The 26223-nt window shown below is 69.0% G+C and carries 24 protein-coding genes; 14 read left to right on the forward strand and 10 right to left on the reverse strand.

All coding sequences use genetic code 11. From position 1 onward, the window contains the following. Positions 1-29: 29 nt before the first annotated feature. Complete coding sequence (locus tag ACWD3H_RS02145) at positions 30-1439, reverse strand: CCA tRNA nucleotidyltransferase (protein ID WP_451953765.1); 1410 nt, start codon at positions 1437-1439, stop codon at positions 30-32. A gap of 160 nt (positions 1440-1599) precedes the next feature. Here ACWD3H_RS02145 and ACWD3H_RS02150 point away from each other — a divergent pair, with 160 nt between their 5' ends. From ACWD3H_RS02150 to trxA, 8 genes are all read left to right on the forward strand, one after another. Next, the gene (locus ACWD3H_RS02150; RefSeq protein WP_451953723.1) at positions 1600-2121 is read left to right on the forward strand and encodes an aminoacyl-tRNA deacylase; all 522 of its coding nucleotides are present in this window, start codon (positions 1600-1602) and stop codon (positions 2119-2121) included. A gap of 46 nt (positions 2122-2167) precedes the next feature. Next, the gene (locus ACWD3H_RS02155; RefSeq protein WP_451953724.1) at positions 2168-4291 is read left to right on the forward strand and encodes a DUF6049 family protein; all 2124 of its coding nucleotides are present in this window, start codon (positions 2168-2170) and stop codon (positions 4289-4291) included. A 21-nt stretch (positions 4292-4312) separates the two neighbouring features. Next, the gene (gene murJ, locus ACWD3H_RS02160) at positions 4313-5917 is read left to right on the forward strand and encodes a murein biosynthesis integral membrane protein MurJ (RefSeq protein ID WP_355547760.1); all 1605 of its coding nucleotides are present in this window, start codon (positions 4313-4315) and stop codon (positions 5915-5917) included. Positions 5918-6112: 195 nt separating this feature from the next. Next, complete coding sequence (locus tag ACWD3H_RS02165) at positions 6113-7627, forward strand: protein kinase family protein (protein ID WP_451953725.1); 1515 nt, start codon at positions 6113-6115, stop codon at positions 7625-7627. A gap of 114 nt (positions 7628-7741) precedes the next feature. Beyond that, positions 7742-8389, forward strand: coding sequence for an RNA polymerase sigma factor SigM (sigM, locus tag ACWD3H_RS02170; protein WP_355555203.1), 648 nt, complete (start codon positions 7742-7744; stop codon positions 8387-8389). Further along, positions 8379-9299, forward strand: coding sequence for an anti-sigma factor family protein (locus ACWD3H_RS02175; RefSeq protein WP_451953726.1), 921 nt, complete (start codon positions 8379-8381; stop codon positions 9297-9299). The genes sigM and ACWD3H_RS02175 overlap by 11 nt, the downstream gene beginning before the upstream one ends. A 178-nt stretch (positions 9300-9477) precedes the next feature. Further along, entirely contained in the window at positions 9478-10413 is a 936-nt protein-coding gene (gene trxB / locus ACWD3H_RS02180) for a thioredoxin-disulfide reductase (RefSeq protein WP_433382463.1), read from the forward strand. 63 nt (positions 10414-10476) lie between these two features. Beyond that, the gene (gene trxA / locus ACWD3H_RS02185) at positions 10477-10800 is read left to right on the forward strand and encodes a thioredoxin (protein WP_350913707.1); all 324 of its coding nucleotides are present in this window, start codon (positions 10477-10479) and stop codon (positions 10798-10800) included. A gap of 197 nt (positions 10801-10997) precedes the next feature. On the opposite strand, the gene ACWD3H_RS02190 is transcribed toward trxA, so the two are convergent. Further along, positions 10998-11618 carry a GNAT family N-acetyltransferase gene (locus tag ACWD3H_RS02190; protein ID WP_326646217.1) on the reverse strand — a complete coding sequence of 207 codons (621 nt, stop codon included), beginning with the start codon at positions 11616-11618 and terminating at the stop codon, positions 10998-11000. Positions 11619-11916: 298 nt separating this feature from the next. Here ACWD3H_RS02190 and ACWD3H_RS02195 point away from each other — a divergent pair, with 298 nt between their 5' ends. The 3 genes from ACWD3H_RS02195 (at position 11917) to ACWD3H_RS02205 (ending at position 15596) form a co-directional block, all read left to right on the forward strand. Continuing rightward, complete coding sequence (locus ACWD3H_RS02195) at positions 11917-13149, forward strand: aminotransferase-like domain-containing protein (RefSeq protein ID WP_355555211.1); 1233 nt, start codon at positions 11917-11919, stop codon at positions 13147-13149. Between the two features lie 188 nt (positions 13150-13337). Further along, a complete protein-coding gene (locus ACWD3H_RS02200) occupies positions 13338-14291 on the forward strand; it encodes a D-alanine--D-alanine ligase family protein (protein WP_350913709.1) in 954 nt (317 codons plus the stop codon). A 246-nt stretch (positions 14292-14537) separates the two neighbouring features. Then, a complete protein-coding gene (locus ACWD3H_RS02205) occupies positions 14538-15596 on the forward strand; it encodes a threonine aldolase family protein (protein WP_451953727.1) in 1059 nt (352 codons plus the stop codon). Positions 15597-16069: 473 nt separating this feature from the next. On the opposite strand, the gene ACWD3H_RS02210 is transcribed toward ACWD3H_RS02205, so the two are convergent. From ACWD3H_RS02210 to rpmH, 8 genes are all read right to left on the reverse strand, one after another. Further along, positions 16070-17044, reverse strand: coding sequence for a ParB/RepB/Spo0J family partition protein (locus tag ACWD3H_RS02210; protein ID WP_451953728.1), 975 nt, complete (start codon positions 17042-17044; stop codon positions 16070-16072). Between the two features lie 42 nt (positions 17045-17086). Beyond that, positions 17087-18010, reverse strand: coding sequence for a ParA family protein (locus ACWD3H_RS02215; protein ID WP_350913716.1), 924 nt, complete (start codon positions 18008-18010; stop codon positions 17087-17089). 196 nt (positions 18011-18206) lie between these two features. Continuing rightward, positions 18207-18902: a 16S rRNA (guanine(527)-N(7))-methyltransferase RsmG gene (gene rsmG / locus ACWD3H_RS02220; RefSeq protein ID WP_350913718.1), complete on the reverse strand. Its 696-nt coding sequence runs from the start codon at positions 18900-18902 to the stop codon at positions 18207-18209. 192 nt (positions 18903-19094) lie between these two features. Next, positions 19095-19598 carry a Jag family protein gene (locus ACWD3H_RS02225; RefSeq protein ID WP_355555194.1) on the reverse strand — a complete coding sequence of 168 codons (504 nt, stop codon included), beginning with the start codon at positions 19596-19598 and terminating at the stop codon, positions 19095-19097. Positions 19599-19633: 35 nt separating this feature from the next. Then, a complete protein-coding gene (gene yidC / locus ACWD3H_RS02230) occupies positions 19634-20584 on the reverse strand; it encodes a membrane protein insertase YidC (protein WP_355632781.1) in 951 nt (316 codons plus the stop codon). A 4-nt stretch (positions 20585-20588) separates the two neighbouring features. Next, entirely contained in the window at positions 20589-20861 is a 273-nt protein-coding gene (gene yidD, locus ACWD3H_RS02235) for a membrane protein insertion efficiency factor YidD (protein ID WP_425580431.1), read from the reverse strand. Continuing rightward, positions 20861-21283 carry a ribonuclease P protein component gene (gene rnpA / locus ACWD3H_RS02240; protein ID WP_451953729.1) on the reverse strand — a complete coding sequence of 141 codons (423 nt, stop codon included), beginning with the start codon at positions 21281-21283 and terminating at the stop codon, positions 20861-20863. Before rnpA ends, yidD begins: the two co-directional genes overlap by 1 nt. Before the next feature lie 61 nt (positions 21284-21344). Then, positions 21345-21482, reverse strand: coding sequence for a 50S ribosomal protein L34 (gene rpmH, locus ACWD3H_RS02245; RefSeq protein WP_010849920.1), 138 nt, complete (start codon positions 21480-21482; stop codon positions 21345-21347). Between the two features lie 533 nt (positions 21483-22015). On the opposite strand from rpmH, the gene dnaA reads away from it, so the two are divergent. From dnaA to ACWD3H_RS02260, 3 genes are all read left to right on the forward strand, one after another. Further along, positions 22016-23746, forward strand: a complete 1731-nt coding sequence (dnaA, locus tag ACWD3H_RS02250) for a chromosomal replication initiator protein DnaA (RefSeq protein ID WP_451953730.1) — start codon at positions 22016-22018, stop codon at positions 23744-23746. A gap of 570 nt (positions 23747-24316) precedes the next feature. Then, on the forward strand, positions 24317-25456 hold the full coding sequence (gene dnaN, locus ACWD3H_RS02255) for a DNA polymerase III subunit beta (RefSeq protein ID WP_355555186.1): 1140 nt from the start codon (positions 24317-24319) through the stop codon (positions 25454-25456). Further along, the gene (locus tag ACWD3H_RS02260) at positions 25456-26211 is read left to right on the forward strand and encodes a 3-keto-5-aminohexanoate cleavage protein (RefSeq protein ID WP_451953731.1); all 756 of its coding nucleotides are present in this window, start codon (positions 25456-25458) and stop codon (positions 26209-26211) included. The genes dnaN and ACWD3H_RS02260 overlap by 1 nt, the downstream gene beginning before the upstream one ends. Positions 26212-26223 lie beyond the last annotated feature (12 nt).

A 26223-nucleotide genomic window follows, 5' to 3' on the forward strand; every position in this document is an offset into this window, starting at 1 on the left:
GGCCGGAGACCTCGGGGCCCGCGGTCCGGTCAGGAGTGCCGCTCAGGGGTCACCTCGTTCGCCCGCGCCCACTCGCGGAGGGCGTCCGCGGCGGCCTCCTTGCCGAGAACCCCCTCGTCCAGGCGCATGTCCAGGAGGAATTTGTAGGCGCGGCCCACGACCGGGCCCGGCGGGACACCGAGGATCTCCTGGATCTCGTTGCCGTCGAGCTCGGGGCGGATCTTGCCGAGTTCCTCCTCCTCGGCCAGCCTGGTGATCCGCTCCTCCAGCTGGTCGTAGGTCTGCGACAGGACCTGGGCCTTGCGCCGGTTGCGGGTGGTGCAGTCGGCGCGGGTCAGCTTGTGCAGGCGCTCAAGCAGGTGCCCGGCGTCACGGACGTAACGGCGCACCGCCGAGTCGGTCCACTCGCCCGTGCCGTATCCGTGAAAGCGCAGATGCAGCTCCACCAGGCGGGAGACGTCGGCCACCACGTCCTTGGGGAACTTCAGCTCCGTCATCCGCTTCCTGGCGAGCTGTGCGCCGACCACCTCGTGGTGGTGGAAGGAGACCCGGCCGCCGGGCTCGTGGCGGCGGGTCTTCGGCTTGCCCACGTCGTGCAGGATCGCGGCCCAGCGCAGGATCCGGTCGGGACCGTTCTCCTCCAGGTCGATCGCCTGTTCGAGCACGATCAGCGAGTGCTCGTAGACGTCCTTGTGCCGGTGGTGCTCGTCGATCTCCAGGCGGAGCCTGGGCACCTCGGGCAGCACGTGGCCGGCGAGCCCCGACTCGACGAGGATCTTCAGCCCCTCGCGGGGGTGATCGCCGCCGATGAGCTTGTCCAGCTCGTCGCGGATGCGCTCGGCGGAGACGATGTCGATCCGGTCGGCCATCGCGTCCATCGCGGCGAGCGCCGCCTCATCGACGGCGAAACCGAGCTGGCTGGCGAACCTGGCCGCGCGCAGCATCCGCAGCGGGTCGTCGCCGAAGGAGCGCTCGGGGGGGCCGGGGGTGCGCAGCAGCCTGGCGTGCAGGTCGTCGAGGCCGCCGTACGGGTCGACGAACTCGCGGGACGGCAGGCGCAGCGCCATCGCGTTGATCGCGAAGTCACGCCGGGCCAGGTCGCCCTCCAGCGTCTCGCCGTAGGCGATCTCGGGCTTGCGCGACTTGGGATCGTACGACTCGCTGCGGTAGGTGGTGATCTCCAGCAGCCACCCGTCCTTGCGGACGCCGACGGTGCCGAAGTCGATGCCGATCGTCCAGACGGAGTCGGCCCAGTCGCGGACGAGCTCCAGGACCGTCTCGGGCCTCGCGTCCGTGGTCAGGTCGAGATCGTTGCCGATCCTGCCCAGGAAGACATCGCGTACGGAGCCGCCGACAAGGGCTATCTGGTAACCCTTGGCGGCGAACAGCTCGCCAAGCTCGTCCGCCACAGGAGCGATCTTCCGGAACAGCTCGCTCATGCCGTGGCGCTGGCTCTGGGTCAGATTTGAAAGGGACAAGCCGGGTAGGTCCTTCGGTTACGGAACATGTTCCCCTGCGGGGATACACCTGAAGCGATCACCAGGTTACGGTCAGTCAGGAGAACCTCGGGGGCCGTGCGTCGAGGCAAGGAGCACACACATGAAGGATGCGCTCGCGATCCACCGCTGGCTCCTCGCACACCAGGTCCATCATGAGATCGTACGCCTTCCGCGCGCGATGACATGCTCGGACGAACTGCCCGAGGTGCTTTCCGCGAGCCCCGCCATCTGCCTGGCGGTCACGGTCTACGAGGTCACGACGCGAATCGCCCGCGAGCCCGTGGCGATCGTCACCTCCGTCGGCTCCCCTCCGCGCCCCGGCCTGATCGGCGGCATCCTGGGTGCGCGGCGGGTCCGGCCGGCCTCGGCCTTCACCGTCAACTCCGCCACCGACTACGCCTCGGGCCTGGTCTGCCCGCTGCTGCTGCCCGCCACGCTGACCGTGCTGGTGGACGAGCGACTCACCGGCATCGCCACGTCCGTCTACGCGCCCACCGGGGAGCGTCACACGGCACTCCTGATCCGTGCGGACCACCTGCTCACACTGGTTTCCGGCAGGGTCGTCGATCTGACTCGCCAGGGTTCCCGGAGGGAGGCGGCGACCTTTCCCCTCGCCGGTTAGGCCATACCATTACGGGCGTGCGCCGTACTCGACCCCTGGCCGGCACGTGATCCGCAAGGTCATGCTGCTCGCCCTGCTCGCCACCACGCTGCTCCTGCCCGCGGCCGTGGTCGTTTCCGGTACGGCGAACGCGCAGACGACCGCGGCGAGCCGGCTGAGTCTCCAGATCGTGATGGAGGCCATCGGCCCCGACGTCCCCCGGGAACCGACCACCGAGATCAAGGTCTCCGGATCACTGGTCAACTCGGGCACCGAGACCATGAACGGGCTGCGCATCCAGATGCGCTACTCGCCCCAGCCGTTCGCCCAGCGCGGCGACATCGAGGCGTACCAGTCGGGGCAGAGCCTCCAGCCGAGCGCCTGGCGCGACCAGCGCTACGTCCAGACCTCGATCGCGCCCTCGGGGAAGACACCGTGGGAGTTCACCTTCACCCCGCAACTGCTGGGCATCTCCCGCTTCGGCGTCTATCCGATCATGATCGAGGTGCTCGACACCTTCAACCAGCAGGTCGCCACCCTGCGGACCCTGGTGACCTACATGCCCAGGGAGACCAGGGTGGCCCGCACCCGGCTCGCCATGGTGCTGCCCATCGTCGACCAGCCGCGCCGGAGCGGTGACGGCGTCTTCGCGGACGAGGGACTGCCCGCGGCCATGGCCCCCGGCAAGCGCCTCGGCGACCTGCTCAAGATCGCCCAGGACACCTCCTCGGCCAAGGGCCTCACCTGGGTGGTCGACCCCGCCCTGCTCGACGACGCGCGGGCCATGGGCAGGCCGCACGCGGTCAGGTCCAAGAACCGCACCCAGCAGCGTCCCGCGACACCCGCGGCCGCCCAGTGGCTGAGCGACTTCCGCGAGGCCGTCGCGGACCACCCGGTGATGGCCACCCCCTACGGCGACCCCGACGTGGCGGCCCTCGCCCACAACGGCGTCGACAACGCCACCGCGACCGGTATCAACGCGGCCAGGATCATCGGCAAGGAGACCCTCGGCCGCGATGTGATCACCAACGTGAACTGGCCGTTGGGTGGTCTGATCGACTACGACGGGCTGGACCTGCTGGCCACCGGCGGTGTCGACACCGTGCTGCTGAACGTGCTCAACCTGCCGCCGGTGACGCCCCCGGTCACCACCCCCGACGCCTCGGCGACCCTGGAGAGCGTGAACGGCCCGGTCACCGCCCTGGTCGCCGACGCGAAGCTGAGCGAGACCGTCGGCGCGGACACCTCCGCCCCCGGCTCGGCGCTGATGAACCGCCAGCGGTTCATCGCGGAGACGGCGATGATCAGCGCGGAGCCCGTCGGCACGGCCAGAACCGTGATCGCCGTTCCGCACCGCCGCTGGGAGCCCGACCCCAGGTACGTGACCAACCTGATCGAGACCGCCGCCGGCCTGCCCTGGCTGCTGCCCGTCGGGCTCGACGCGGTCAAGCGCGGCAAGGGTGCCCCGACACCGCGGGCCGACCTGACCTACACCGACCAGAACCGGCGGGCGGAGCTCCCCAAGCAGTACCTGACAGGCGTCAAGAAGGTCGGCGCCCGCGCCGATCTGACCGCCGCGATCACCACCGCCCAGGATCTCGACGTCTTCGACCTGGCGCTGCTCCGCCTGACCTCTTCGGCCTGGCGCGGCAGGACCGCCGCCGCGGCGCCGTACGTCCAGCAGGTCGCGGAGGCGATCGACGGCCGGATCGCCATGGTCTCCATCACCGGCAGCGAGCAGTCGCGCCTGCGCACTCTGGCCGGCAGCAACGGCGATGTGCCGATCAGCGTGCGCAACGAGCTGAGCGGTGAGGCCAGCCGGGTCGCGGTCCGTCTCAAGGTCACCTCCGACCAGCCCAGGCTACTGAAGATCGAGCCGTACGTGGACCAGTTGATGATCCTCGGCGGCCAGAGCCAGACCATCCGGATCCCGATGACCTCGACCGCCAGCGGCCAGACCACGGTGACGGTACAGCTCACCACCGACGACGGCCGCAAGTACGGCAAGCCGGTCGAGCTGACCGTGCGGACCACCGGGTACACCGGGGTCGCTCTGGTGATCGTGGGGGCGGCCCTCGTGGTGATGCTGGCCGCCGTCGTCATGCGCGTGCTGCGCCGGCGGGGAGGCCGCCGCCCCGCGGCCGCTCCCCCGCCGAAGCGCGATCGCGAGCCGGCCGGCACCGAGTCCTGACACCCAGCGGAGGAATGGCGCATGAGCAGGGTCCTGCGCGCGAGCGCGATCATGGCGGCGGGGACGATGGTCTCCCGCGTCACCGGCTTCGTCCGGACGGCGGTGCTCGCCGCGGCCATCGGGACCTTCGCTCTGGGCGACGCCTACAACGTGGCCTACACGATCCCGTTCACCCTGTTCGACCTGCTCATCGGCGGGATTCTGAGCAGCGTCGTGGTCCCGATGATCATCCGGCGGCAGCAGGCCGACCCCGACGGCGGCCGGGCCTACGAGCAGCGGCTGATGACGATCGGGTTCGTCACGCTGACGCTGCTGGCGGTGGTCGCGGTGCTGCTGGCCAGGCCGCTGATCGGCCTCTACAGCACCGACTGGAGTCCTCGGCAGACCGAGGTGGCGGTGCGGCTGGCGCAGTTCATCCTCCCGCAGATCGCCTTCTTCGGGGTCGGCGCGATCGCCGGCGCGATTCTCAACACCCGGGACAGGTTCGCCGCGCCGATGTGGGCGCCGGTGCTGAACAACATCGTGATGATCGGCATCGCGGTCGTCTACTACGTGAAACTGGGCGGTGCGGGCACCGACGTCAACACGATCAGTGACGCCGACCTGGCGCTGCTCGGGCTCGGCACCACCGCCGGCATCGTGGCGCAGTGCGCGGTGCTGGTCGTCGCGCTGCACCGGGTCGGCTTCCGCTTCCGGCCCAGGTTCGACCTGCGCAACGCCGGGCTCGGTGAGATGGGCAGGACCGCGGCCTGGACCTTCGCGTACGTGGGGATCAGCCAGCTGGGCTTCCTGGTCACCACCAAGCTGGCGACCGGTGCGGGCCAGCGGGCGCCCGGTGCGGGAAACGCCGCCTACGCCTATGCCTACCAGCTCTTCCAGCTCCCGTACGGGATCATCGCGGTCTCGGTGATCACCGCGATGCTGCCCCGGATGAGCAGGGGCGTGGCCGGGGGAAACCTGGAGGCGGTCCGGGAGGAGTTCTCCTCGGGGGTGCGGCTGATCTCGGTGCTCCTCGTGCCCGCCGGGCTGCTGCTGATGGTGCTCGGCCCCGCGGTGACCGTACTGATCTTCTCATGGGGCAACATGACCGTCGACTCGGCGGTCTACATCGGCAACGTGCTGCAGGTCTTCGGTCTGGCACTGGTGCCCTTCTCGATCTTCCAGCTCCTGCTGCGCGTCTTCTACTCCTTCGGCGACACCCGCACCCCGGTCTTCCTGGCCGTCGGCAACGTGACGGTCAACGCCACGCTCAGCCTGGTGGCCTACTTCGCCCTGCCGGCGAAGTACATCGTGATGGGCCTGGCCCTCGCGTTCACCATCGCCTACGTGGTGGGCAGCGCGGTCGCCTGGGTGCTGGCCTCGCGCCGGGTGGCGGGCCTGGGAGGGCGCAAGGTGGCCGCCGGGCTGTCCCGGATGTACCTGGCCTCGCTGCCGGCGGCGGCGCTCGCGCTCGGCGTGCTCTGGATCACGCAGGAACTCACCGGGCTGGACGCGCTGAGCGCCGCCATCATGCTGGCGGCGGGCGGCGGACTCGGTATGGTTCTTTACTTGGCGATCGCCCACCGGATGCGCATCCCCGAAGTGAGCTCGATCGTTGGAATGGTGGCAGGACGGGTAGGCCGGTAACCCAAAGACTTGTCTCAAACGTCTGACAAGGCGAACACGGGCGGAACCGGCGCGGGACTACCATGGTGCGACACGTGTGGTGACATGCGGCTAATGGAAGCAGGAGGGCGTGGGCGGATCCACCCGGCATCATGTGATGTGTCTTGATGTGCCGACCTGGCGTGGTGCTGTCGTGTTCTCAGTTTCGGAGTCCTCATGAGTTCTCCCACCGTCGAGCCCGGCACCAAGCTGGCCGAGCGCTTCCGGCTCGAAGACCGCGTCCACGAGTCCGGTGGTGCCACGCTGTGGAAGGCCATCGACGAGGTGCTCGCCCGGCCCGTCGCCGTCCACACCTTCGACCCCGACTTCCCGCGCCTGAACGAGGTCGTCACGGCGGCCCGGGTGGCCAGCCGGCTGACCGACCCCCGTCTCACCCAGGTCTTCGACGCGACCGAGGACGACGGCCACTCCTACGTGGTCAGCGAGTGGGTGAGCGGTGAGACCTTCGGCGACATGATCGCGGGCGGCCCGCTCGACCCCGAGCGGGCCGCCGCGATGGTCGCCGAGGCCGCCGAGGCGCTGGCCCACGCGCACGAGGCGAACCTCTCCCACCTCTGCCTGACCCCCGAGCACCTGGTCTGGACGGCGGGCAGCACCGTCAAGCTGCTCGGCCTGGGTGTCGACGCCGTCCTGAACGACGTGACGAGCGACGACGGTGCCCGCGAGGACGCCGAGGGCCTCGGCCGCCTGCTGTACGCCGGGCTGACCGGCCACTGGCCGGGTGAGGAGCACGACAGCGGCGGCCTGCCCGTCGCACCCATGGACGACGGGCACTTCTGCACGCCGCGCCAGGTCACCGCGGGTGTTCCCGGCTACCTCGACACCATCGTCTGCCGGGCGATGCTGCCGGAGACCAGGCGCGGGGCCGACCCGCTGACCACGCCCGCCGAACTCGCCGAGGCGCTGGCCTCGGTGTCGCGGCCCAGCCCGCTGCCGATGCCGACGCCGATGCCGATGACGGTGCTCCCGGTGGCCTCCTCCCGCTCCGAGGGCATCGACACCGCGACGCCCCAGCAGCACACGCCCCCACCCCAGCACCAGCCCCGTCCGATGCCCCGCCAGGCGGGTGGCGGGATGCTCAACAAGGTCGCCATGACCGTCGTCGTGCTGCTGGTGATGGCGGCCGTCGGCCTGGGCGCCTGGACGCTCGGCCGCAGCATCGGCAACGCCGGCACCCCGGTCACCGGCGAGCAGAGCGCCACTCCCACGCCGACCGTGGCCGTCGCCACCCGCGAGGTGAAGCCCTCCTCGGTCATCGGCTTCGACCCGCTGGGCGACCAGGAGGAGGGCAGCAGGTGGGCCTCGGCCGCGGTCGACGGCAAGGATTCCACCGACTGGCACTCCGAGACGTACGACTCCGCCGACTTCGGACGGCTCAAGAACGGTGTCGGCCTGCTGCTGGACATGGGCGAGAGCATTCCGGTCAAGCAGGTCTCGATCGACTTCGGCGGCACCTCGGGCGGCGCCGCGGAGCTCAGGATCGGTGACTCGCCCGCCCTCGACGCCCTGACCTCGGTCGAGAAGTTCAGCGGGCTCTCCGGCAAGAAGACGTACACCGCGGAGAGCCCGGGGAAGGGCCGCTACGTGCTCGTCTGGTTCACCAAGCTGCCCACCTACCAGGGGAAGTTCCGCGGCCAGGTGCAGGAGATAAAGGTCCTCACGACCAAGTGACATCAGCGCGATTTGATCTGTTTTACGTGGCTTCTTGCAGATCATCGGAGAATCCGTGGCACCATCTATCCCGTAGTGGTGTTCTCCCCGGACCGGTATAGCAGGACTCTCCTTGTGAATTCCCCACCCGAGACCCCGCCAGCGGCGGACCAGCAGACGGCGAAGGCCCCCGTGTCCGACGCCGACCTGCTCACCCGGCACATCGCCGGGGATCCGCACGCCTTCAGTGAGATAGTCAAGCGACATCGAGACCGCATGTGGGCGGTCGCCCTGCGCACGCTGGGCGACCCCGACGAGGCGGCCGACGCCGTTCAGGACGCCTTCGTCTCGGCCTACCGCAAGGCCGGGAGTTTCCGCGGCGAGGCGGCGGTGACCACGTGGCTCCACCGCATCGTGGTCAACGCCTGCCTCGACCGCATGCGCAGGAAATCGGTACGTCCGGTGGCCGACGACGAGCTCGTCGAGGCCGCGGAGCGCGACACCCCGATGCTCGACCAGACGGCCGAGCGCGAGGTCTCCATGGAGGTCTCCGCGGCTCTGAAGCTGCTGCCCTCCGACCAGCGCGCCGCGCTGGTGCTCGTGGACATGATGGGCTACTCGATCGAGGACGCGGCCCAGGTGCTGGAGGTGCCGAGCGGCACGGTGAAGAGCCGGTGCGCGCGCGGCCGGGCGAAACTCGCCCCGATTCTTTCCCATTTGCGGAACCGATCAGACCTGTCTCGCGTCTCATCCGCGAAGGGAGCACAACTTCGTGACGGGTGATACGCACTACGACCTGGAGATCTTGGCCGAACTGGCCGAGGGACTCCTCGACGCCGCCACGGCCGTGCAGGTACGCGAACATCTCGCGATCTGCGATCCCTGTGGCGAAAGTCTCGCCGACCTCGCAGCGGTCCGCGAGATGCTCGCGGCGACGCCCACACCGGCGATGCCGATGGGAGTCGCGCTGAGAATCGACCGTGCGCTGGCCGCCGAGGCCGAGAGCTTCCGTGGAGGTGGAGTGGGGCTGGTGGAAGCACCGGCCTGGGACGACATAATGCGTGACGCGCCGTGGGAGACGGGATCTCCCGCCGAACCGGCGCCGTGGGAGAGAGCACCTCTTCCCGAGCAGGAGCCTGAGCCGGCCGTGCGGCTGGGGGTCGTCGGCGACGACGGCACCGTGACCCCGGTGAACCCCGCGGGCCCGGCCAGACGTCATGGCGCGCCCCGGCGGGCGACCCGGCGGCGCCGGTGGGCGATGCCCGCCGCGGCGGTGGGCGCGGCGGCGGCGGTGATCGGCGCGACCGTGCTGGCGACCGGGACGCTCACCGCGTCCGGCCCGGCCCCAAGTCCTCTCGCCGTCCAGCCCGCGCCGAGTGACACGGTCCAGTACGCGCTGACCGACAGCAACTGGAACTACACCGACGCCGAGCTCCGCGGCTCGCTGCTCAACTACATCGGCCCCGCGACCATCGTCGGCACGACCGACAAGTCCGGGATCGACAAGTGTGTCCAGCAGGTCTCGGCGGAGATCGGTAAGTCGCCCTTCGCCGTGGACCAGGGGTTCTACAACGGGCAGGAGGCCAACATCCTGCTCTTCTGGCAGAACCAGGCCAAGAACACCGTGCGTGTCCACGTCGTGGGCCCGCAGTGCGACAACGTGCGCAAGCCCGGCCTCGCACGCTGGAAGTGATCGGGGAGAGCGGCCGCGGGTAGCGCCCTCGCCCTTTCCGGGAAGGCCCGGCACGGATTCGTCCGTGCCGGGCCTTCCCGTTCTTCCACCTGCGGATCCGTCGGTGCACCGGGCGGGAATCAGCTGCGCCTAGGATCTGTTGACGCCGGTGGCATCGACAGAGGGAGAGGCACGAGCACTGATGGACGTCCGGAATGTGATCATCATCGGATCGGGTCCCGCCGGTTACACATCCGCTGTGTACTCCGCGCGTGCCGACCTCAACCCACTGGTCTTCGAAGGATCCGTCACCGCCGGTGGCGCCCTGATGAACACCACCGAGGTTGAGAACTTCCCGGGCTTTCCCGACGGCATCATGGGCCCCGACCTGATGGACGGGCTGCGCAAGCAGGCCGAGCGGTTCGGTGCCGAGCTGGTCGCCGACGACGTCGTGGAGGTCGACCTGACCGCCAGCCCCAAGGTCGTCAAGACCGCCACCGACACCTTCTACGCCAGGTCCGTCATCCTGGCCACCGGTTCCGGCTACCGCGAGCTGGGCGTGCCCAACGAGAAGCGCCTGTCCGGCCACGGCGTGTCCTGGTGCGCCACCTGTGACGGCTTCTTCTTCCGCGGCCAGGACATCGTGGTCGTGGGCGGCGGCGACACCGCCATGGAGGAGGCCACCTTCCTCACCCGGTTCGCCTCCTCGGTGACCGTCGTGCACCGCCGCGACGAGCTGCGCGCCAGCAAGATCATGCAGGACCGCGCGTTCGCGAACGAGAAGATCCGCTTCGTCTGGGACAGCGAGGTCGTCGACGTGCTGGGCGAGAACAAGGTGAGCGGGGTGCGCCTGCGCAACCTCAAGACCGGCGAGGAGTCCGAGCTGGCGGCCACCGGCCTGTTCATCGCGATCGGGCACGACCCCCGCACCGAGCTCGTCAAGGGCCAGGTGGAGCTCGACGACGAGGGCTACATCAAGGTCGACGCCCCCTCGACCCGCACCAACCTCGACGGCGTCTTCGCCGCCGGCGACGTCGTCGACCACACCTACCGGCAGGCGATCACCGCCGCGGGCACCGGCTGCGCCGCCTCGCTCGACTCCGAGCGTTGGCTGGCCGAGCACGCCGGCGAGTGACGCCGGCCCGCGAGACGGACATCAGGTATCAGCCACCCATCAGGACAGAGGGAGAGTAGGACATTGGGGACCATCAAGCACGTGACCGACGCCAGCTTCGAGGCCGACGTCCTCAAGAGCGACAAGCCTGTGATCGTCGACTTCTGGGCCGAGTGGTGCGGCCCGTGCCGGCAGGTGGCGCCGATCCTGGAGGAGATCGCCGGCGAGCAGGCCGAGAAGCTCACCATCGTCAAGCTGAATGTCGATGAGAATCCGGCAACGGCCACAAATTACGGCGTACTCCAGATTCCCACCCTGAACGTCTATAAGAACGGAGAGGTTGTGAAGCAGATCATCGGTGCCAAGCCGAAGGCCATGCTGCTTCGCGAGCTCGAGGGCATCATCTAGGCCCCCTGCGGCCGGCCGCCCCCCACGGCGCCCGCCGTATCACCCGCTTCCGAGCGGCACACCCACCCACAGAAAGCCCCCCGCCTCACCGCGGGGGGCTTTCACATGCGCCGGGCGTACCGGGTCTCGGCTCACAGATCGTGAGCATGAAGGGACGCACGGACTCCAAGGTGGCGCCGTACGGGCTCCAGGGGGTCTCAGACGGGCCGCAGGGCCCTCTCCGGACTCATGCTCCCAAGGAGCCTCTCCAGTGCCACCTCGACGTCCTCACGCCACGAGACGGCGTTCTTGAGCTCCAGGCGGAGGCGGGGGAAGCGCAGGTGCGGACGGACCGTCTTGAAACCCACGGAGAGCAGGTAGTCGGCGGGCATCAGGCACGCGCCCGGCTGCTCCCACTTCAGGTCGCCGAACGCCTCGATCGCCCGCACCCCGCGCCGGGTCAGGTCCTTGGCCACGCCCTGGACCAGCATCCGGCCCAGGCCGCCCCCGGAGAACTCGGGGATGATGTGCGCGGTCATCAGCAGCACCGCGTCCGCGCTGACCGGCGAGGTCGGGAAGGCCACCGAGCGCGGCACGTAGTGCGGCGGCGCGTAGAGCACGAAACCGGCCGCCACCCCGTCCACGTAGACGATCTTGCCGCAGCTTCCCCACTCCAGCAGCGTGGAGGAGATCCAGGCCTCCTTCTCCAGCCCCGGATCACCGGCCTTCACCGCCCGATCCGCGTTGACGGGATCGAGCTCCCAGAAGACGCACCGGCGGCAGCGGCGCGGCAGGTCGTCGAGATTGTCGAGGGTGACGTTTGCCAGCCGACGCGACACCTGTTGGCCCCAATCCTGGCGAGACGAGTGCAAGCCATGGCGAAAAACGCGCGAAAACGGCGTCTCCAGCTGGCATCGTAGCTCAGTGCGGGTCTTGGTTTCAGGAGGTCCCATCCCCACACGCAGATGACTACGACCTCTGACGTAACCTGGTTTCTCTAATATGAGCGCTTTATGCGCCACACAATTTAGGAGGTGGACCGTGCCCCAGGATAAAGATCACGGTCAGGCCATCGCTCCGACCCAGGGATCGCGTATCGACGCCTACGTCGACCGGTACGCGGCACGAGCAACCGGGATGGTCGCCTCCGAGATTCGAGCTCTTTTCTCCGTCGCGTCGAGGCCCGAGGTGGTCTCGCTCGCCGGCGGAATGCCGTACGTCACCGCCCTGCCCCTGGACGTGGTGGGGGAGCTGGTCGCCGACCTGGTCGCCAGGCGCGGTACCGTCGCGCTCCAGTACGGCTCCGGTCAGGGCGACCCGCACCTGCGCGAGCAGATCTGCGACGTCATGCGGCCGGAGGGCATCGAGGCCAACGCCGACGACGTCGTCGTGACCGTCGGCTCCCAGCAGGCCCTCGACCTGATCACCCGGATCTTCATCGACCCGGGTGACGTCGTGCTCGCCGAGGGGCCCTCCTACGTCGGAGCCCTGGGCACGTTCTCCGCCTACCAGGCCAATGTCATCCACGTCGCGATGGACAGCGAGGGCATCGTCCCCGAGTCGCTGGCCCAGACCATCTACGCGCTGAAGAGCGCGGGCAATCGGATCAAGTTCCTCTACACGATCCCCACGTTCCAGAACCCCGCCGGGGTGACGCTCAACGCCGTGCGCAGGCAGCAGGTCCTGGAGATCTGCCAGCGGGCCGACGTGCTGATCGTCGAGGACAACCCGTACGGCATGCTCGGCTTCGACGGCGAGCCCATGCGGACGCTCCGCGCCGACAACGCCGAAGGCGTGGTCTATCTCGGCTCGTTCTCCAAGACCCTGGCCCCCGGCTTCCGGGTCGGCTGGGCGCTCGCCCCGCACGCCATCCGCGAGAAGCTGGTGCTGGCGATGGAGTCCGCGGTCCTTTCGCACTCCTCCTTCACCCAGCTGGCCGTCGGCCAGTATCTCGCCACCCAGCCCTGGCGCGAGCAGATCAAGTCGTTCAGAGAGCTCTACCGCGAGCGCCGCGACACCATGCTCGCCTCGCTGGAGGCCCTGATGCCCGCCGGCGTCACCTGGACCCGCCCCGCGGGCGGGTTCTTCGTCTGGGCCACCCTCCCCGAGGGGCTCGACTCCAAGGCCCTGCTGCCCCGCGCGGTCGCCGAACGGGTGGCCTTCGTACCGGGCACCGGTTTCTTCGCCGACGGCAGCGGCGCGCGGAACATGCGGCTCTCCTACTGCTATCCGGAGCCCGACCGCATCCGCGAGGGCGTCCGCCGCCTGGCCGGGGTGATCGAGCAGGAGCTCCGTGTCCGCGACACGTTCGGAACCGGCTCGTCTCCGGACCGCGTCGGGGTCGACACCCCGGGCCCCGATCTCGCGTAACCATGCCGCACAGTAGGTGTCCCGTGACGACGGGACACCTACCGGCATGATCTCCTCCCACCCGGTACCGTACGGTGACTTCCTGTGCCGGTGCGCGGCGATAGATCCGGTCCGCCGGGAAGGCCGGGCCATGCGCGACGAGAGCGACAGAACAGGCTCGGAGCGGGCCTTGACGAGAGGTATGTCGGATGAGTGACCTGGGCCATGTGCTCGTCCTGGCGGGCGGACTCTCCTACGAGCGGGAGGTCTCACTGCGTTCGGGGCGACGGGTGAGTGAGGTGCTGCGAGGGGCCGGCATCTCCGTGGAGACCCGCGACACCGACGCGTCGCTGGTTCCCTCCGTGCTCGCGGACCCGCCGGACGCGGTCTTCGTCACCCTGCACGGCGGGGCGGGCGAGGACGGCGCCATCCGCACGGTGCTCGAACTCCTCTCCGTCCCGTACGTCGGTGCCGGCCCCGACGCCTGCCGGGTCGCCTACGACAAGCCCACCGCCAAGACCGTCGTCCGCTCCTTCGGTCTGCGCACCCCCGAATCGGTGACGCTGCCCAAGGAGACCTTTCACGACCTCGGCGCCTCCGCGGTGCTGGCCCGCATCGTGGAGCGCCTCGGCCTGCCCCTGTTCGTCAAGCCGTCCCGCGGCGGCTCCGCGCTCGGTGCGTCGATAGTCCGCAGCGCGGAGGAACTTCCCGCCGCCATGGTCGGCTGCTTCGCCTACGGCGACACCGCGCTGATCGAACGCTGCGTCGACGGCGTCGAGGTCGCCGTCTCCGTGGTCGACCTCGGGAACGGGCCGGTGGCCCTGCCTCCCGTGGAGATCGTCCCCGACGAGGGCGTGTACGACTACGCGGCCCGCTACACCGCCGGGCACACCGAGTTCTTCGCCCCTGCCCGCCTCTCGCCCGAGGTCTCCGCGGCCTGCGCCGAGATGGCCGTGACCGCGCACACCGCCCTCGGCCTCCGGGACATCTCCCGCACCGACCTGATCGTCGACGCGGACGGCCTGCCGCACTTCCTCGAAGTCAACGTCGCCCCCGGCATGACCGAGACGTCCCTCCTCCCCATGGCCGTGGAGGCCGCCGGCGACGACCTCGGTACCCTCTGCCGGATCCTCCTCGAACAGGCCGCCGCCCGCGGCGCCTGACCTCCGCTCGCTCCCCTGGGAATGGCCGAAGCGCGCGACAGGGGCCGGGCGGGGAGCCTGGAGCGCGGCCCTGGCGGGGACGCCGGCGGTCCGATCATCAGCCGATCGCGGGCCGGTAAGGGCCCGACGCGGGTGAGCGCGGCGGTTCGGTGGAGGGCCGCCGAGAGCCCCCGGGCCGGCGGGAAGCCGGCCGGAGCGGACCAGGGGGCGTACCCGGTGAGCGGACCGTCCCCCTACGCTGGCCGTGTGCTGACCTCCACCCCATTTCCCAAGAGCTTCGCCAGTGACAACCACGCGGGCGTGCACCCCGCGGTGCTCACCGCCGTCCTCGAAGCGAACACCGGAGACGCCCCCGCTTACGGCGAGGACGTCTGGACCGCCGCGATGGAGGACGCCTTCGGCGCCGAGTTCGGCCCCCAGGCGACCGTCTACCCGATGTTCAACGGCACCGGAGCCAACGTCGTGGGACTGGGACTCGCGCTGCGGCCGTACGACGCGGTGCTCTGCCCGGTCACCGCCCACATCAACACCAACGAGTGTGGCGCGGCCGAACGCGTGCTCGGTGTCAAGCTGGTCACCATCCCCACCGATGACGGCAAAATCTCCGTGGACGACATCCGGGGCCGGCTGTCCGTGCTGGGGGATGCGCACCACTCCCAGCCCAGGGTCATCTCCATCTCCCAGGTGACCGAGTGTGGCACCTGCTACACCGCCGACGAGGTCACCGAGCTCGCGGAGTTCGCGCACGCGCACGGCCTCTTCCTGCACATGGACGGCGCCCGGCTGGCCAACGCGGCGGCCGAGCTCGGCTGCTCGCTCCGCTCCCTCACCACGGACGCGGGCGTGGACCTGCTCAGCTTCGGCGGCACCAAGAACGGTGCCATGGGCGCCGAGGCGCTCGTGGTCCTCCGCCCCGAACTGGACGCCCCGACGCCGTTCCTACGCAAGCAGGGAATGCAGCTCGCTTCCAAGATGCGCTTCGTCTCCGCCCAGCTGACCGCGCTCCTCACCGATGACCTCTGGCGCGAGAACGCCGCCCACGCGAACGCCATGGCCCACCGCCTGGCCGAGGGCGTCGCCGACCTCCCCGGCGTCTCCCTGCGTTACCCGGTGCAGTCCAACGCGGTCTTTCCCGCCCTCCCGGAGAAGGTCATCGCGGAGTTGCAGCAGCGCTATCTCTTCCATGTCTGGGACGCGGCCGAGAACGTGGTCCGCTGGGTGACCTCCTTTGACACCACCCCCGAACATGTCGACGCCTTCGTCGCCGACATCCGGCTCGCCGTCCAGGAGGCGGCCGGCTCCTGAGTGACGGCTGTTTCACGTGAAACAGCCGCCCGCGCGAGCCTGCCATCCCCGAATGCGAACCTCGGCGTTCCGGTACGGCACCCCTGCCCGTCCGCGTCGATCGGCACTCGATGTTTCACGTGAAACGGCGCCGTCTCCGTCGCGGCGACAGGGGGCCGCACCGGCCAACCTCGGCGCGCCGGCGTCAGGGGCGGAACACTTGGCAGCCGTACGGCCCTGAGGCCTCGCGTGCGCGTGCGGCAAGGCGCATTGAACCCGAGGGCTTCACTCGACCGTCGCGGCGGCGTACGACGGCCAAGGAGGGGCGTCGGACGAGGGCGGCGCCGGGAACATGAGAACGGCCTCCCTGTTTCACGTGAAACAGGGAGGCCGTTCGAGCGGAGAACCCTCCGGGAGAGGGGAGCGGGGGTCCGGGATTCACCGGCTCACAACGGGGGCGCCATTGACCCCACGTTCACGAGCCCTGCCGGAAATCATCCTTCCTGCACCTGCAGCGATCCCGGGGCCATCGTGCTGATGATGCGCTCCAGGTCGTCGATGGTCGCGAACTCCACCACGATGCGACCCTTACGGCGGCCGAAGTCGACCTTCACCCGGGTCTCGAAGCGGTCGGAGAGACGATCTGCCAGCTGCCGGAGGACGGGCTCCTCGGTGGGCTTCGCCCGAGGGGTTCGCGGGGCCGGTGCCGGAGCCGCCTTGGCGTCGCCCACGGCGACGATCTCCTCGACCGCGCGGACCGACAGCAGCTCGGCAACGATCCTGCGGGCGAGATGCTCCTGGGCGGCGGGGTCGTCCAAGCGGAGCAGGGCCCGCGCGTGACCCGCGCTGATCGTGCCGGCCGCGACACTGAGCTGCACGCCGGGCGGCAACTTCAGCAGGCGGAGCGTGTTGGTCACGTGGGAGCGGGAGCGGCCGATGCGGGTGGCGAGCTGCTCGTGGGTCGCGCCGAAGTCGTCGAGCAGTTGCTGATAGGCCGCCGCCTCCTCCAGAGCGTTGAGCTGCTCGCGCTGGAGGTTCTCGATGAGCGCGTCAAGCAGGAGCTTGTCCTCCTGAGTGCTCCGCACGATCGCGGGGATCTCGGAGAGGCCGGCGAGCTTGGAAGCGCGCCAGCGGCGCTCGCCCATGACCAGCTCGTAGCGCCCCTCGCCTGTCGCGCGCACCACGACCGGCTGGAGCAGGCCGACCTCGCCGATCGAGGCGGCCAGCTCCTTCAGGGCCTCTTCGTCGAAGACGTCGCGGGGCTGGCGCGGGTTGGGCGCGATGTCGTCGACGGGGATCTCAAGGAAGTAGGCGCCCGCGACCGGCTTGGGGCCGGGCTGCTCCGGCACCGCCGGCTCCGGGGCGACCATCGTCACGGTCATCGACACGGGTGTCTCGGCGACGACGGCCGGGCCCGTCGGGATGAGGGCCCCCAGTCCCCTGCCCAGCCCTCTCGGCTGCTTACTCACTGCCCCTCCCGAGGCTCAAGATGCCGCCCTCATTCGCGGTACTCATACGGCCACACCGCGATAAGCGATCTCACGAGCGGCGTCCATATAGGCCATCGCGCCGCTGGAGCCCGGGTCGTACGTCATGACCGACTGACCGTAGCTCGGGGCCTCGGAGACGCGCACGCTCCGGGGGATCAACGTGCTCAACACCGTCGCGCCGAAGTGGGAGCGGACCTCGTCGGCCACCTGGGAGGCCAGGCGGGTGCGTCCGTCGTACATCGTCATGAGAATGGTGGAGAGGTCAAGCGTGGGGTTCAGATGGGCACGGACCAGATCCACGTTTCTCAACAGCTGCCCAAGACCCTCCAGCGCGTAGTACTCGCACTGGATGGGAATCAGCAACTCGTTTGCGGCCATCAACGCGTTGACGGTGAGCAGGCCGAGCGAGGGAGGGCAGTCAATGAGGATGTAGTCGAACTCAACGGCGTCGTACGCGGTCAGCGCGCGCTGCAGGCGAGCCTCACGGGCGACCATGGAGACCAACTCGATCTCGGCACCGGCCAGGTCGATCGTGGCGGGAGCACAGTAGAGCCCCGGCATGTCCGGGACCTCCTTCACCACCTCCGCGAGCGGCATGTCCTCCACGAGCACCTTGTACATGTCCGGTACGTCGCCGCGGTGCTCGACGGCCAGGGCCGTCGAGGCGTTGCCCTGGGGGTCGAGGTCGACCACGAGCACCCGCTGGCCATGCATGGACAGCGCTGCCGCCAGGTTGACCGACGTGGTGGTCTTACCGACGCCGCCCTTCTGATTGGCGACGGTGAAGATCCGGGTTTTGGGAGGGCGGGGCCAATCTCCATCTCGGACCCCGGTGGAACCTCCGGGAGCGGCGGTCTTCCGGGTCGATGTTTCACGTGAAACCACTGAGCTGAGTGCCTCTCGTACCAGCGGCGAGTCGCCGGGATTAAGGGGGGTCTGGGTCACGGTCGTCGTCCTTTCAACCGGCCTGACTACGGCACCGGGAGCCGGTGCCGGCCAACCCAGACCGGAAAGGCGTCCATGTGGCAAAGCGGCCGGATCCTCGGGCCAGCCGAGACCGCTCGTCGCGCTGGCAATCGCACCTGTACGGTCGTCCACTGGCCTCGTACTCGCTTTGCTCGGTTTGTCTACTGGCCTCGCGCTACCTGCCTCGCGAGGCGCGATCCTTCCGGCGAGCGGTCTTCCGCGCTCCTTCTGGAGCTCGACCGGCGACCACCCGGATGAGAGTTGTGGGCGGCTCGACCTTACCGTGCCCGACCGATGTGAGCTCAGCGGTTTGAACCCCACTCGACCGCAATTGCCGTTCGGCGTCCGCCAATTCCTCCGCGGCACGCTCGCCCTTCATGGCCAGCAGTTCGCCCCCCTCGCGCAGCAGGGGAAGCGCCCACTTCAGCAGGCGGTCGAGCGGTGCCACCGCACGGGCGGAGGCGACGTCGAACTCCCGCCTGCCCGCGAACTCCTCCGCCCGGCCGCGCAACACCTCGACGTTGCCGAGCTTCAGCGACTCCACGCACTCCTCCAGGAAGACCGTCCGGCGAAGGAGCGGCTCCAGGAGGGTGACGGTGATGTCCGGCCGTACGATCGCCAGGACCAGGCCCGGCAGTCCGGCACCGGAACCGATGTCGACCAGGCGCGCGCCTGCGGGCACCGCCTCGGCGACCACCGCGCAGTTGAGCAGGTGGCGGTCCCAGATGCGCGGCACCTCCCGCGGACCGAGCAGCCCGCGCACCACCCCGGGGCCGGCCAGCAGTTCCGCGAACGCCTCCGCCCTGGCCCAGGCGTCACCGGCGAACACCTCGCGCGCGACCTCGGGCGGCTCAGGGATCTGGTCACTCACTCGACGCTCACTCTTCCCTCGGAAATGTCGGGGTCAGGCCGGTCTTAAGGCTAACGGCCCGCCTCGACGGCACCGCACGGCGCGGGCCCCGAACTCGTATGCCACCGCCGACATCGTACGGAACAGGCCGCGAAAAAGGCCGCCGCCCCTGGAAGAACCAGGGGCGGCGGCCTCTGCCCGTCCGCGCCGTCGCTAGACGGGGAGGACCACCACGAAACGGCGGGGCTCCTCGCCCTCGGACTCGCTCCGCAGGCCCGCCGCCGCGACGGCGTCATGCACGATCTTCCGCTCGAACGGGGTCATCGGCTGCAGCGACTTGGGCTCGCCATCCCGCTTGACGTCCGCAGCGATCTTGGTGCCGAGCTCGCTCAGTTCGCTCCGGCGGCGGTCGCGGTAGCCGCCGATGTCGAGCATCAGACGCGACCGCTCACCCGTCTGGCGATGGACCGCGAGACGCGTCAATTCCTGGATGGCCTCCAGCACCTCGCCGTTGGGGCCGACCAGATCACCGCCCTTGATATCGACCACCGACACCACGGCGCGGTCACCTTCGACATCCATGTCGATGTCACCGTCGATGTCGGCGATGTCGAGCAGACCCTCGACGTAATCCGCCGCGATCTCGCCTTCCTGCTCCAGGGCGGCGAGATCGGGAGCCGCCTTCGCGGGCTCCCTCTCGGCCTCGGCCTCGGTCACGTCCGGCCACTCCTTCGTGCTGTCGGGATGAGACGTCAGGACTTCTTGCTACCGGTCCGCTTGCTGCGGGGCTGGCGGGTGGGCTGCTGGCGGACCACCTTGGGCTCCGGCGCGGGCGGCGCCTCAGGCTCGGGGGCGGTCTTCTTGACCTTGCTCAGCAGGCTCGGCTTGGGCTCGGGGGTCGTGACGTTGCCCTTCGCGTCGACCACCGGGGAGGGGTTTCGGCTGTAGAACCAGTGCTGCTGGCCGAGGGTCCAGAGGTTCGTGGTGACCCAGTAGAGGATCAGGCCCAGGGGGAAGTTCAGCGAGAAGATGGCGAACAGCGGCGAGACGTACATCAGGATCTTCTGCTGCTGCGCCATCGGGTTGTCCGGCATCTGGGCCATCGAGCGGGTCACGCTCTGCCGGACGGTAAGGAAGGTGGTCAGCGAGCTGATCGCCACGAAGACGGCGAGAACGACCTTGGTGACGATGGGGTCGGCGTTCAGCGCGATGATGTCGTTCGCACTGGTGAAGAAGGTCGCCGGGATCGGCGCGCCGAAGATGTGGGCCGCCCTGGCGCTGTCCATCAACTGCTGGGTCATGCCGAACTTGGGAACCGGGCTGTTGGCCATGGCCTGGAGCACGGTGAACATCGAGATGAAGATCGGGAACTGCGCCAGAATCGGCAGACAGCCACCCAGCGGGTTGGCGCCCTGCCCCTGGTACAGCGCCATGACCTCCTGGTTCATCCGCTGCTTGTCGTTCTTGTAGCGTTTGCGGATCTCCTGGACCTTTGGCGCCAGTTCCTGCATCTTCTTCGAGGAGCGCATCTGCTTGAGGAAGAGCGGGAAGATCAACAGCCGCATCAGCACGGTGAGCGTGATGATGGTCAGCGCCCAGTTGAGCCCGCTGTTCCTCGGGATGAAGGTGCTGTAGCCCTCGTGAATCCAGGTGATCACTTGGGCGACGGCCGTGTAAAGCCAGTTCAGCCAGGACAGCTCCACCGAGCTAGCTCCCTTGCGTTTCGTCGGACCGGCCCGGGGGAACCGGGTCAAAGCCTCCGGGATGGAATGGGTGGCAACGCCCGATTCTCCGGATCGTCAACCATGTGCCGCGTAGCGCGCCGTGAACGGCTACGGCTTCGAGGCCATAGGCACTGCACGAGGGGTGGAAACGGCAACGGGGACCCAGCAAAGGGCTCACGAAGGCCCGGTAGAACCGGATCGGAGCCATCAGGATCCTGGCAGCCGGAGAAATCCCGGCGATCTGCTGCGCCGTCATCATCGCCCATCCATGCGAGCCCCCGGGGGCTCTAGCCGCCTGAGTAAACGATCCAGCGCGACGTCGAGTTCGGCGGCAATGCGCTCGCTTCGCGCGGACGCGGCCGGTGGATTGGCGCGTACAACAAGCAGGCTACCTCGCGGAAGCCGGTCGAGACGGTCTCGCATGAGGTGTCGCAACTGACGTTTGACCCGATTTCTGATGACCGCGCCTCCCACGGCGCGACTCACCACGAATCCGACCAGGGGGGGATCGTCAGCGTCAGGGCGCATGCCAAAGTGCGCGACCAGGGTGGGGCGGCCTGCTCGGCTTCCCCTTCTGATCGCGCCGGCGAAATCGTCGCCCCGGCGCATGCGGGACCCGGACGGCAACACGAGAGATCTTCGTGACCCTGGGCAGGTACGCCTGTCGCCCGTCGGCATCGCTGCCGACGGGCGACGGGCTCTGCTGCCTTGGCCCGGCGGACCGGGCGCAACGGATGCGTCAGGCGGAGAGCTCGGCGCGGCCCTTGCGACGGCGAGCGGCAAGAATGGCGCGGCCGGCGCGGGTGCGCATGCGGAGCCGGAAGCCGTGGGTCTTCGCACGACGGCGGTTGTTCGGCTGGAAAGTACGCTTGCTCACGAGTGGGCTCCAGGCTCAAGACGCATCCCCAGCACATGGGGACGCTCGACAGTGGCTGGCCTGCCGGATGCGGGGCATGCGAAATAGCCGCCGCGTGGCAAGCCGACCGTCGTACGTTACGGGGCAGGCGCGTCCCAGGTCAAACCGGAGAACATCCTGGAGCACGCGAATACAGGTTATCCACCTTTCCACAGGCACGTTTTCCACCGGCGCCCCGCCGTCCACAGGATGTGCACTCTGTCCCCCCCGTACTGCCACTAGGCTGTGGACAACGTCTTGTACACAGCTGTGGACAGGGCTACCCTCGGCCCTTCCAAACCCTCTCTCCACTGCGAGGACGCGTCGGACCGCGGGTAACAGACTGTGCACAGCCTGTGGATTCGGTGTGGATATCGAACGGTGCCCACGAAGGTGCCACGAGACGCCCGGCGTGTGGACAACGGCGAGATCCGGTGCTTCCGGCGGCCATCGATGTGGATAAACAGATCGCGGTAGGCCAGCGGGGGCCGCGTCGGGAGGAGGGGAGCCGAGCCATGGACGGAACGGACCTCAGCGCGGTCTGGGCGAGGGCGCTGGAGAACTCCCTGAACGAGAACGTCCCGTCTCAGCAGCGGGTCTGGCTCAACATGACCCGGCCCTTCGGCCTCATGAATGACACGGTGGTGCTCGCCGCACCCACGGATTTCGCCAGAGATGTTCTGGAGAACAAGCTTCGTCCGCTTATCAGTCACGCGCTCTCCCAGGAGTTCGGCCGCCCGATGCGGGTGGCGGTCATGGTCGACCCCAGCGCGGCGGGCCCCGAGCCTGGACTCTCCTCCCGCCAGGACCCTTATCCCCAGGCGCAACCGCAGGGTTATGCACAGGCCGGCGGGGCCCAGCAGGGTTATGCACAACCGGCCAATCCCCAGCACCACGGGGGTTCGGTGCCCCATCCCCCCTATCAGGGGGGTAACCCGGCCGCCCAGCCGTCCACCGAATATCCACAGGCCCAGCCGTTCTCCTACCCGTACCAGCAGGGCGAGGAATCCTCCCAGCCGTACCGCCCCTCGGAGCCGTCCCAGGCTCCCTCGCCGGGGGAACCGAGCCCCGGATACAACCGCGGCGGCTACACCGCGCCCTCGCCGCGTCCCGAGCCCGACTCCTTCGACCGCGGCGCGCCCGCGGTGCCCGGTGCGGGCGGCGTACCGAACAGGTGGGACAGCCGCGGGAGCCGGACGCAGGGCGAGCCCGCCCGGCTGAACCCGAAATACACCTTCGAGACCTTCGTCATCGGCTCCAGCAACCGTTTCGCCCACGCGGCCGCGGTCGCGGTGGCCGAGGCGCCCGCCAAGGCGTACAACCCGCTGTTCATCTACGGCGACTCGGGTCTGGGCAAGACCCACCTGCTGCACGCGATCGGCCACTACGCCCAGAGCCTGTACGACGGCGCGCGGGTGCGGTACGTGAGCTCCGAGGAGTTCACCAACGACTTCATCAACTCCATCCGCGACCACAAGGCCGACAACTTCCGGGGCCGCTACCGGGCCGTGGACATCCTGCTGGTGGACGACATCCAGTTCCTGGAGGGCAAGGAGCAGACGCAGGAGGAGTTCTTCCACACCTTCAACACCCTGCACAACTCCAACAAACAGATCGTCATCTCCAGCGACCGGGCGCCGAAACAGCTGGTCACGCTGGAGGACCGGCTCCGCAACCGGTTCGAGTGGGGCCTGATCACCGACGTCCAGCCGCCCGAGCTGGAGACGCGCATCGCGATTCTGCGCAAGAAGGCGATCCAGGAGGGCCTGGCCGCGCCGCCCGAGGTGCTGGAGTACATCGCCAGCCGCATCTCCACCAACATCCGCGAGCTGGAGGGTGCCCTGATAAGGGTGACCGCGTTCGCCAGCCTCAACCGGCAGTCGGTCGATCTGCAGCTCACCGAGGTCGTGCTCAAGGACCTGATCACCGAGGACGCCGGGTCCGAGATAACGGTCGCCACGATCATGGCCTCCACCGCCGCCTACTTCGGCCTGTCGATCGACGACCTGTGCGGCGGGTCGCGTTCGCGCGTCCTGGTCACCGCCCGCCAGATCGCCATGTACCTGTGCCGGGAGCTGACCGACATGTCGCTCCCGAAGATCGGTCAGCAGTTCGGCGGCCGCGACCACACCACGGTCATGCACGCCGACCGGAAGATCCGCTCCCTGATGGCCGAGCGCCGCTCGATCTACAACCAGGTCAACGAACTCACCACCAGGATCAAGCAGCAGTCCCGTAATGGCTGAGGTTTTTCACCCCGTGATGCACAGGCTGTGGAAAACCTTGTGGATCAACGATTCGCGGGGGCGGGGAAGGCTCCGGGGCGTCCACCCATGATCATCAGCAAACGAGCCGGTCCGAACCCTGTTCTGGGACTGTGGACAACTCTGGGGAGAAGTTGGGGACAACCTGTGGGTAACCCGTGGACAACCTGGGGACGCCCTGTGAAGAGAGTTTTCCACAAGGACAAACCGACCTCATACCCGGTGGATAACCTGGGGAAACCTCGTGGATAACCGGTGGACAGAGCGAGCCGAATCTGGGGACGGCCTGTGGGTACTCCGCGGTTCTCCCCAGCCCCAAGAGTTGTCCACAGCGGGCGCCCACAGCCCCGGTGGATGAAAAAACCGCACTTGACCTGCGGAAACGATGGCTTTCCACAGTATCCACACCCCCTAATACGATGGCCACTTGTATCTCTACTAGGAAACCCAAGAGCCATAAGAGGGTTCCGGGAGAGCTCAGGCTCCAGACAGTGAACACTTGAACCCCAGGCACCGAGCGGACGGCGCTCGATACACAGGAGGCAGATCCACGTGATGTTCCGGGTCGACCGAGACGTGCTCGCTGAGGCGGTCGCATGGACGGCGCGCAGCCTGCCGGCGCGTCCCTCCGTGCCGGTGCTGGCCGGCATGCGTCTTGAGGTCACTGAGGACGGGCAACTCAAGCTCTCGGGCTTCGACTACGAGGTCTCCGCCGAGGTGACCCTCGAACTGCAGACGGGAGAGGCGGGCGTGGTGCTCGTCTCGGGCAGGCTGCTCGCCGAGATCACCAGGGCGCTCCCCGCGCAGCCTGTGGACTTCGTCGTGGAGGGCGCCAAGGCGGTCGTCACCTGTGGCAGCGCCCGGTTCACCCTCCTGACCATGCCTGTGGAGGACTATCCCTCGCTGCCGACCATGCCACCGGCCGCCGGCCGGGTGGGCAGCGACGTGTTCGCCTCCGCCGTCGGCCAGGTCGCCGTGGCCGCGGGCAAGGACGACACCCTGCCGATGCTCACCGGCGTGCGCGTGGAGATCGAGGGGGACACCGTCACCCTCGCGGCGACCGACCGTTACCGCCTCGCCGTGCGGGAGCTGAAGTGGCAGCCGGACCAGCCCGACTTCTCGGCGATCGCGATGATCCCGGGCAGGACACTCGCGGACACGGCCAAGGCCCTGGGGGGCACCGGCGCCGAGGTCGAGATCGCGATGAGCTCCGCGGGGGGCACCGGTGAGGGCATGATCGGCTTCTCCAGCGCGGGGCGCCGCACCACCACCAGGCTGCTCGACCCCGAGTTCCCCAAGTACCGCTCGCTGCTGCCCACCGAGTTCTCCGCCTGCGCGCAGCTGCCGACGGCGGCCTTCGTCGAGGCCGTCAAGCGCGTGGCCCTGGTCGCCGAGCGCAACACGCCGGTACGGCTCGCCTTCCGCGGCGACGAGGTCGTCCTGGAGGCGGGCAGCGGCGACGAGGCGCAGGCCGTCGAGGTGCTCCCCGTCGAGTTCGAGGGCGAGGACATCAACATCGCCTTCAACCACCAGTTCCTGCTGGAGGGCCTTGGCGCGATCGACTCCGACGTGGCCCGCCTGCAGATGACCACGTCCACCAAGCCGGCCATCCTCACCGGTGGCAAGCCTGTGGACGACGGCGAGGTTCCCGACTACCGCTACCTGATCATGCCCATCCGGCTCTCCAGCTGATGGCGGGGGTGCCCCGCTCGGGCGCGCTGTGGCTCAAGGCGTGCCTGAACGGTGCCAGGAGGCCCGGCGACCACCCGGCCCTCCCCCTGGCCCCTCTGGAGCTCGCTGAGGCGGCCTGTGAGGCCCGTGAGGCGGGTGCGGACGCTGTTCACATGCATCCGCGCGACGAGGGCGGCAGCGAGTCGCTCAGCGCCGTCCACATCGGGGCGGCGGTGCGTGCGGTGCGCGAGGCGTGCCCCGGGCTCCCCGTGGGGGTGAGCACGGGGTTGTGGATAGCCGGCGGGGATGTGGACGCACGGCGCGCGGCCGTCCGAGGCTGGGCCGCGCTCGCCCCCGGCGACCTGCCGGACTTCGCGTCCGTGAATCTCTCGGAACCCGGCTTCCGGGACCTGTGGCATGATCTGCGGCGGCTCGGAGTGGACGTGGAGGCCGGGGTCTGGTCCACAGACGACGCCGACGCGCTCGCCGCGAGCGGACTGGAGTGCGCCCGGGTGCTCGTCGAGATCCTCGGTGGCCCCGCGGACACGGCCGTCCGCCGGGCGCGCGCGATCCTGGACCGCCTCGCCGAGCTCGGTGTACCGGGACCTCGGCTGCTCCACGGGGAGGAGGAGCCGACCTGGATTCTCCTGGACTTCGCGGGGCAGTCGGGGCTGGCCACGCGCATCGGCCTGGAGGACGTCCTCCACGGTCCCACGGGTGATCCGGTAGGCGGGAACCCCGAGCTGGTAAGGCTTGCGCGGGCACGTCTGACGTAGGTGAACGATGGA

The organism is Streptosporangium sp. NPDC002607 (assembly GCF_053592655.1).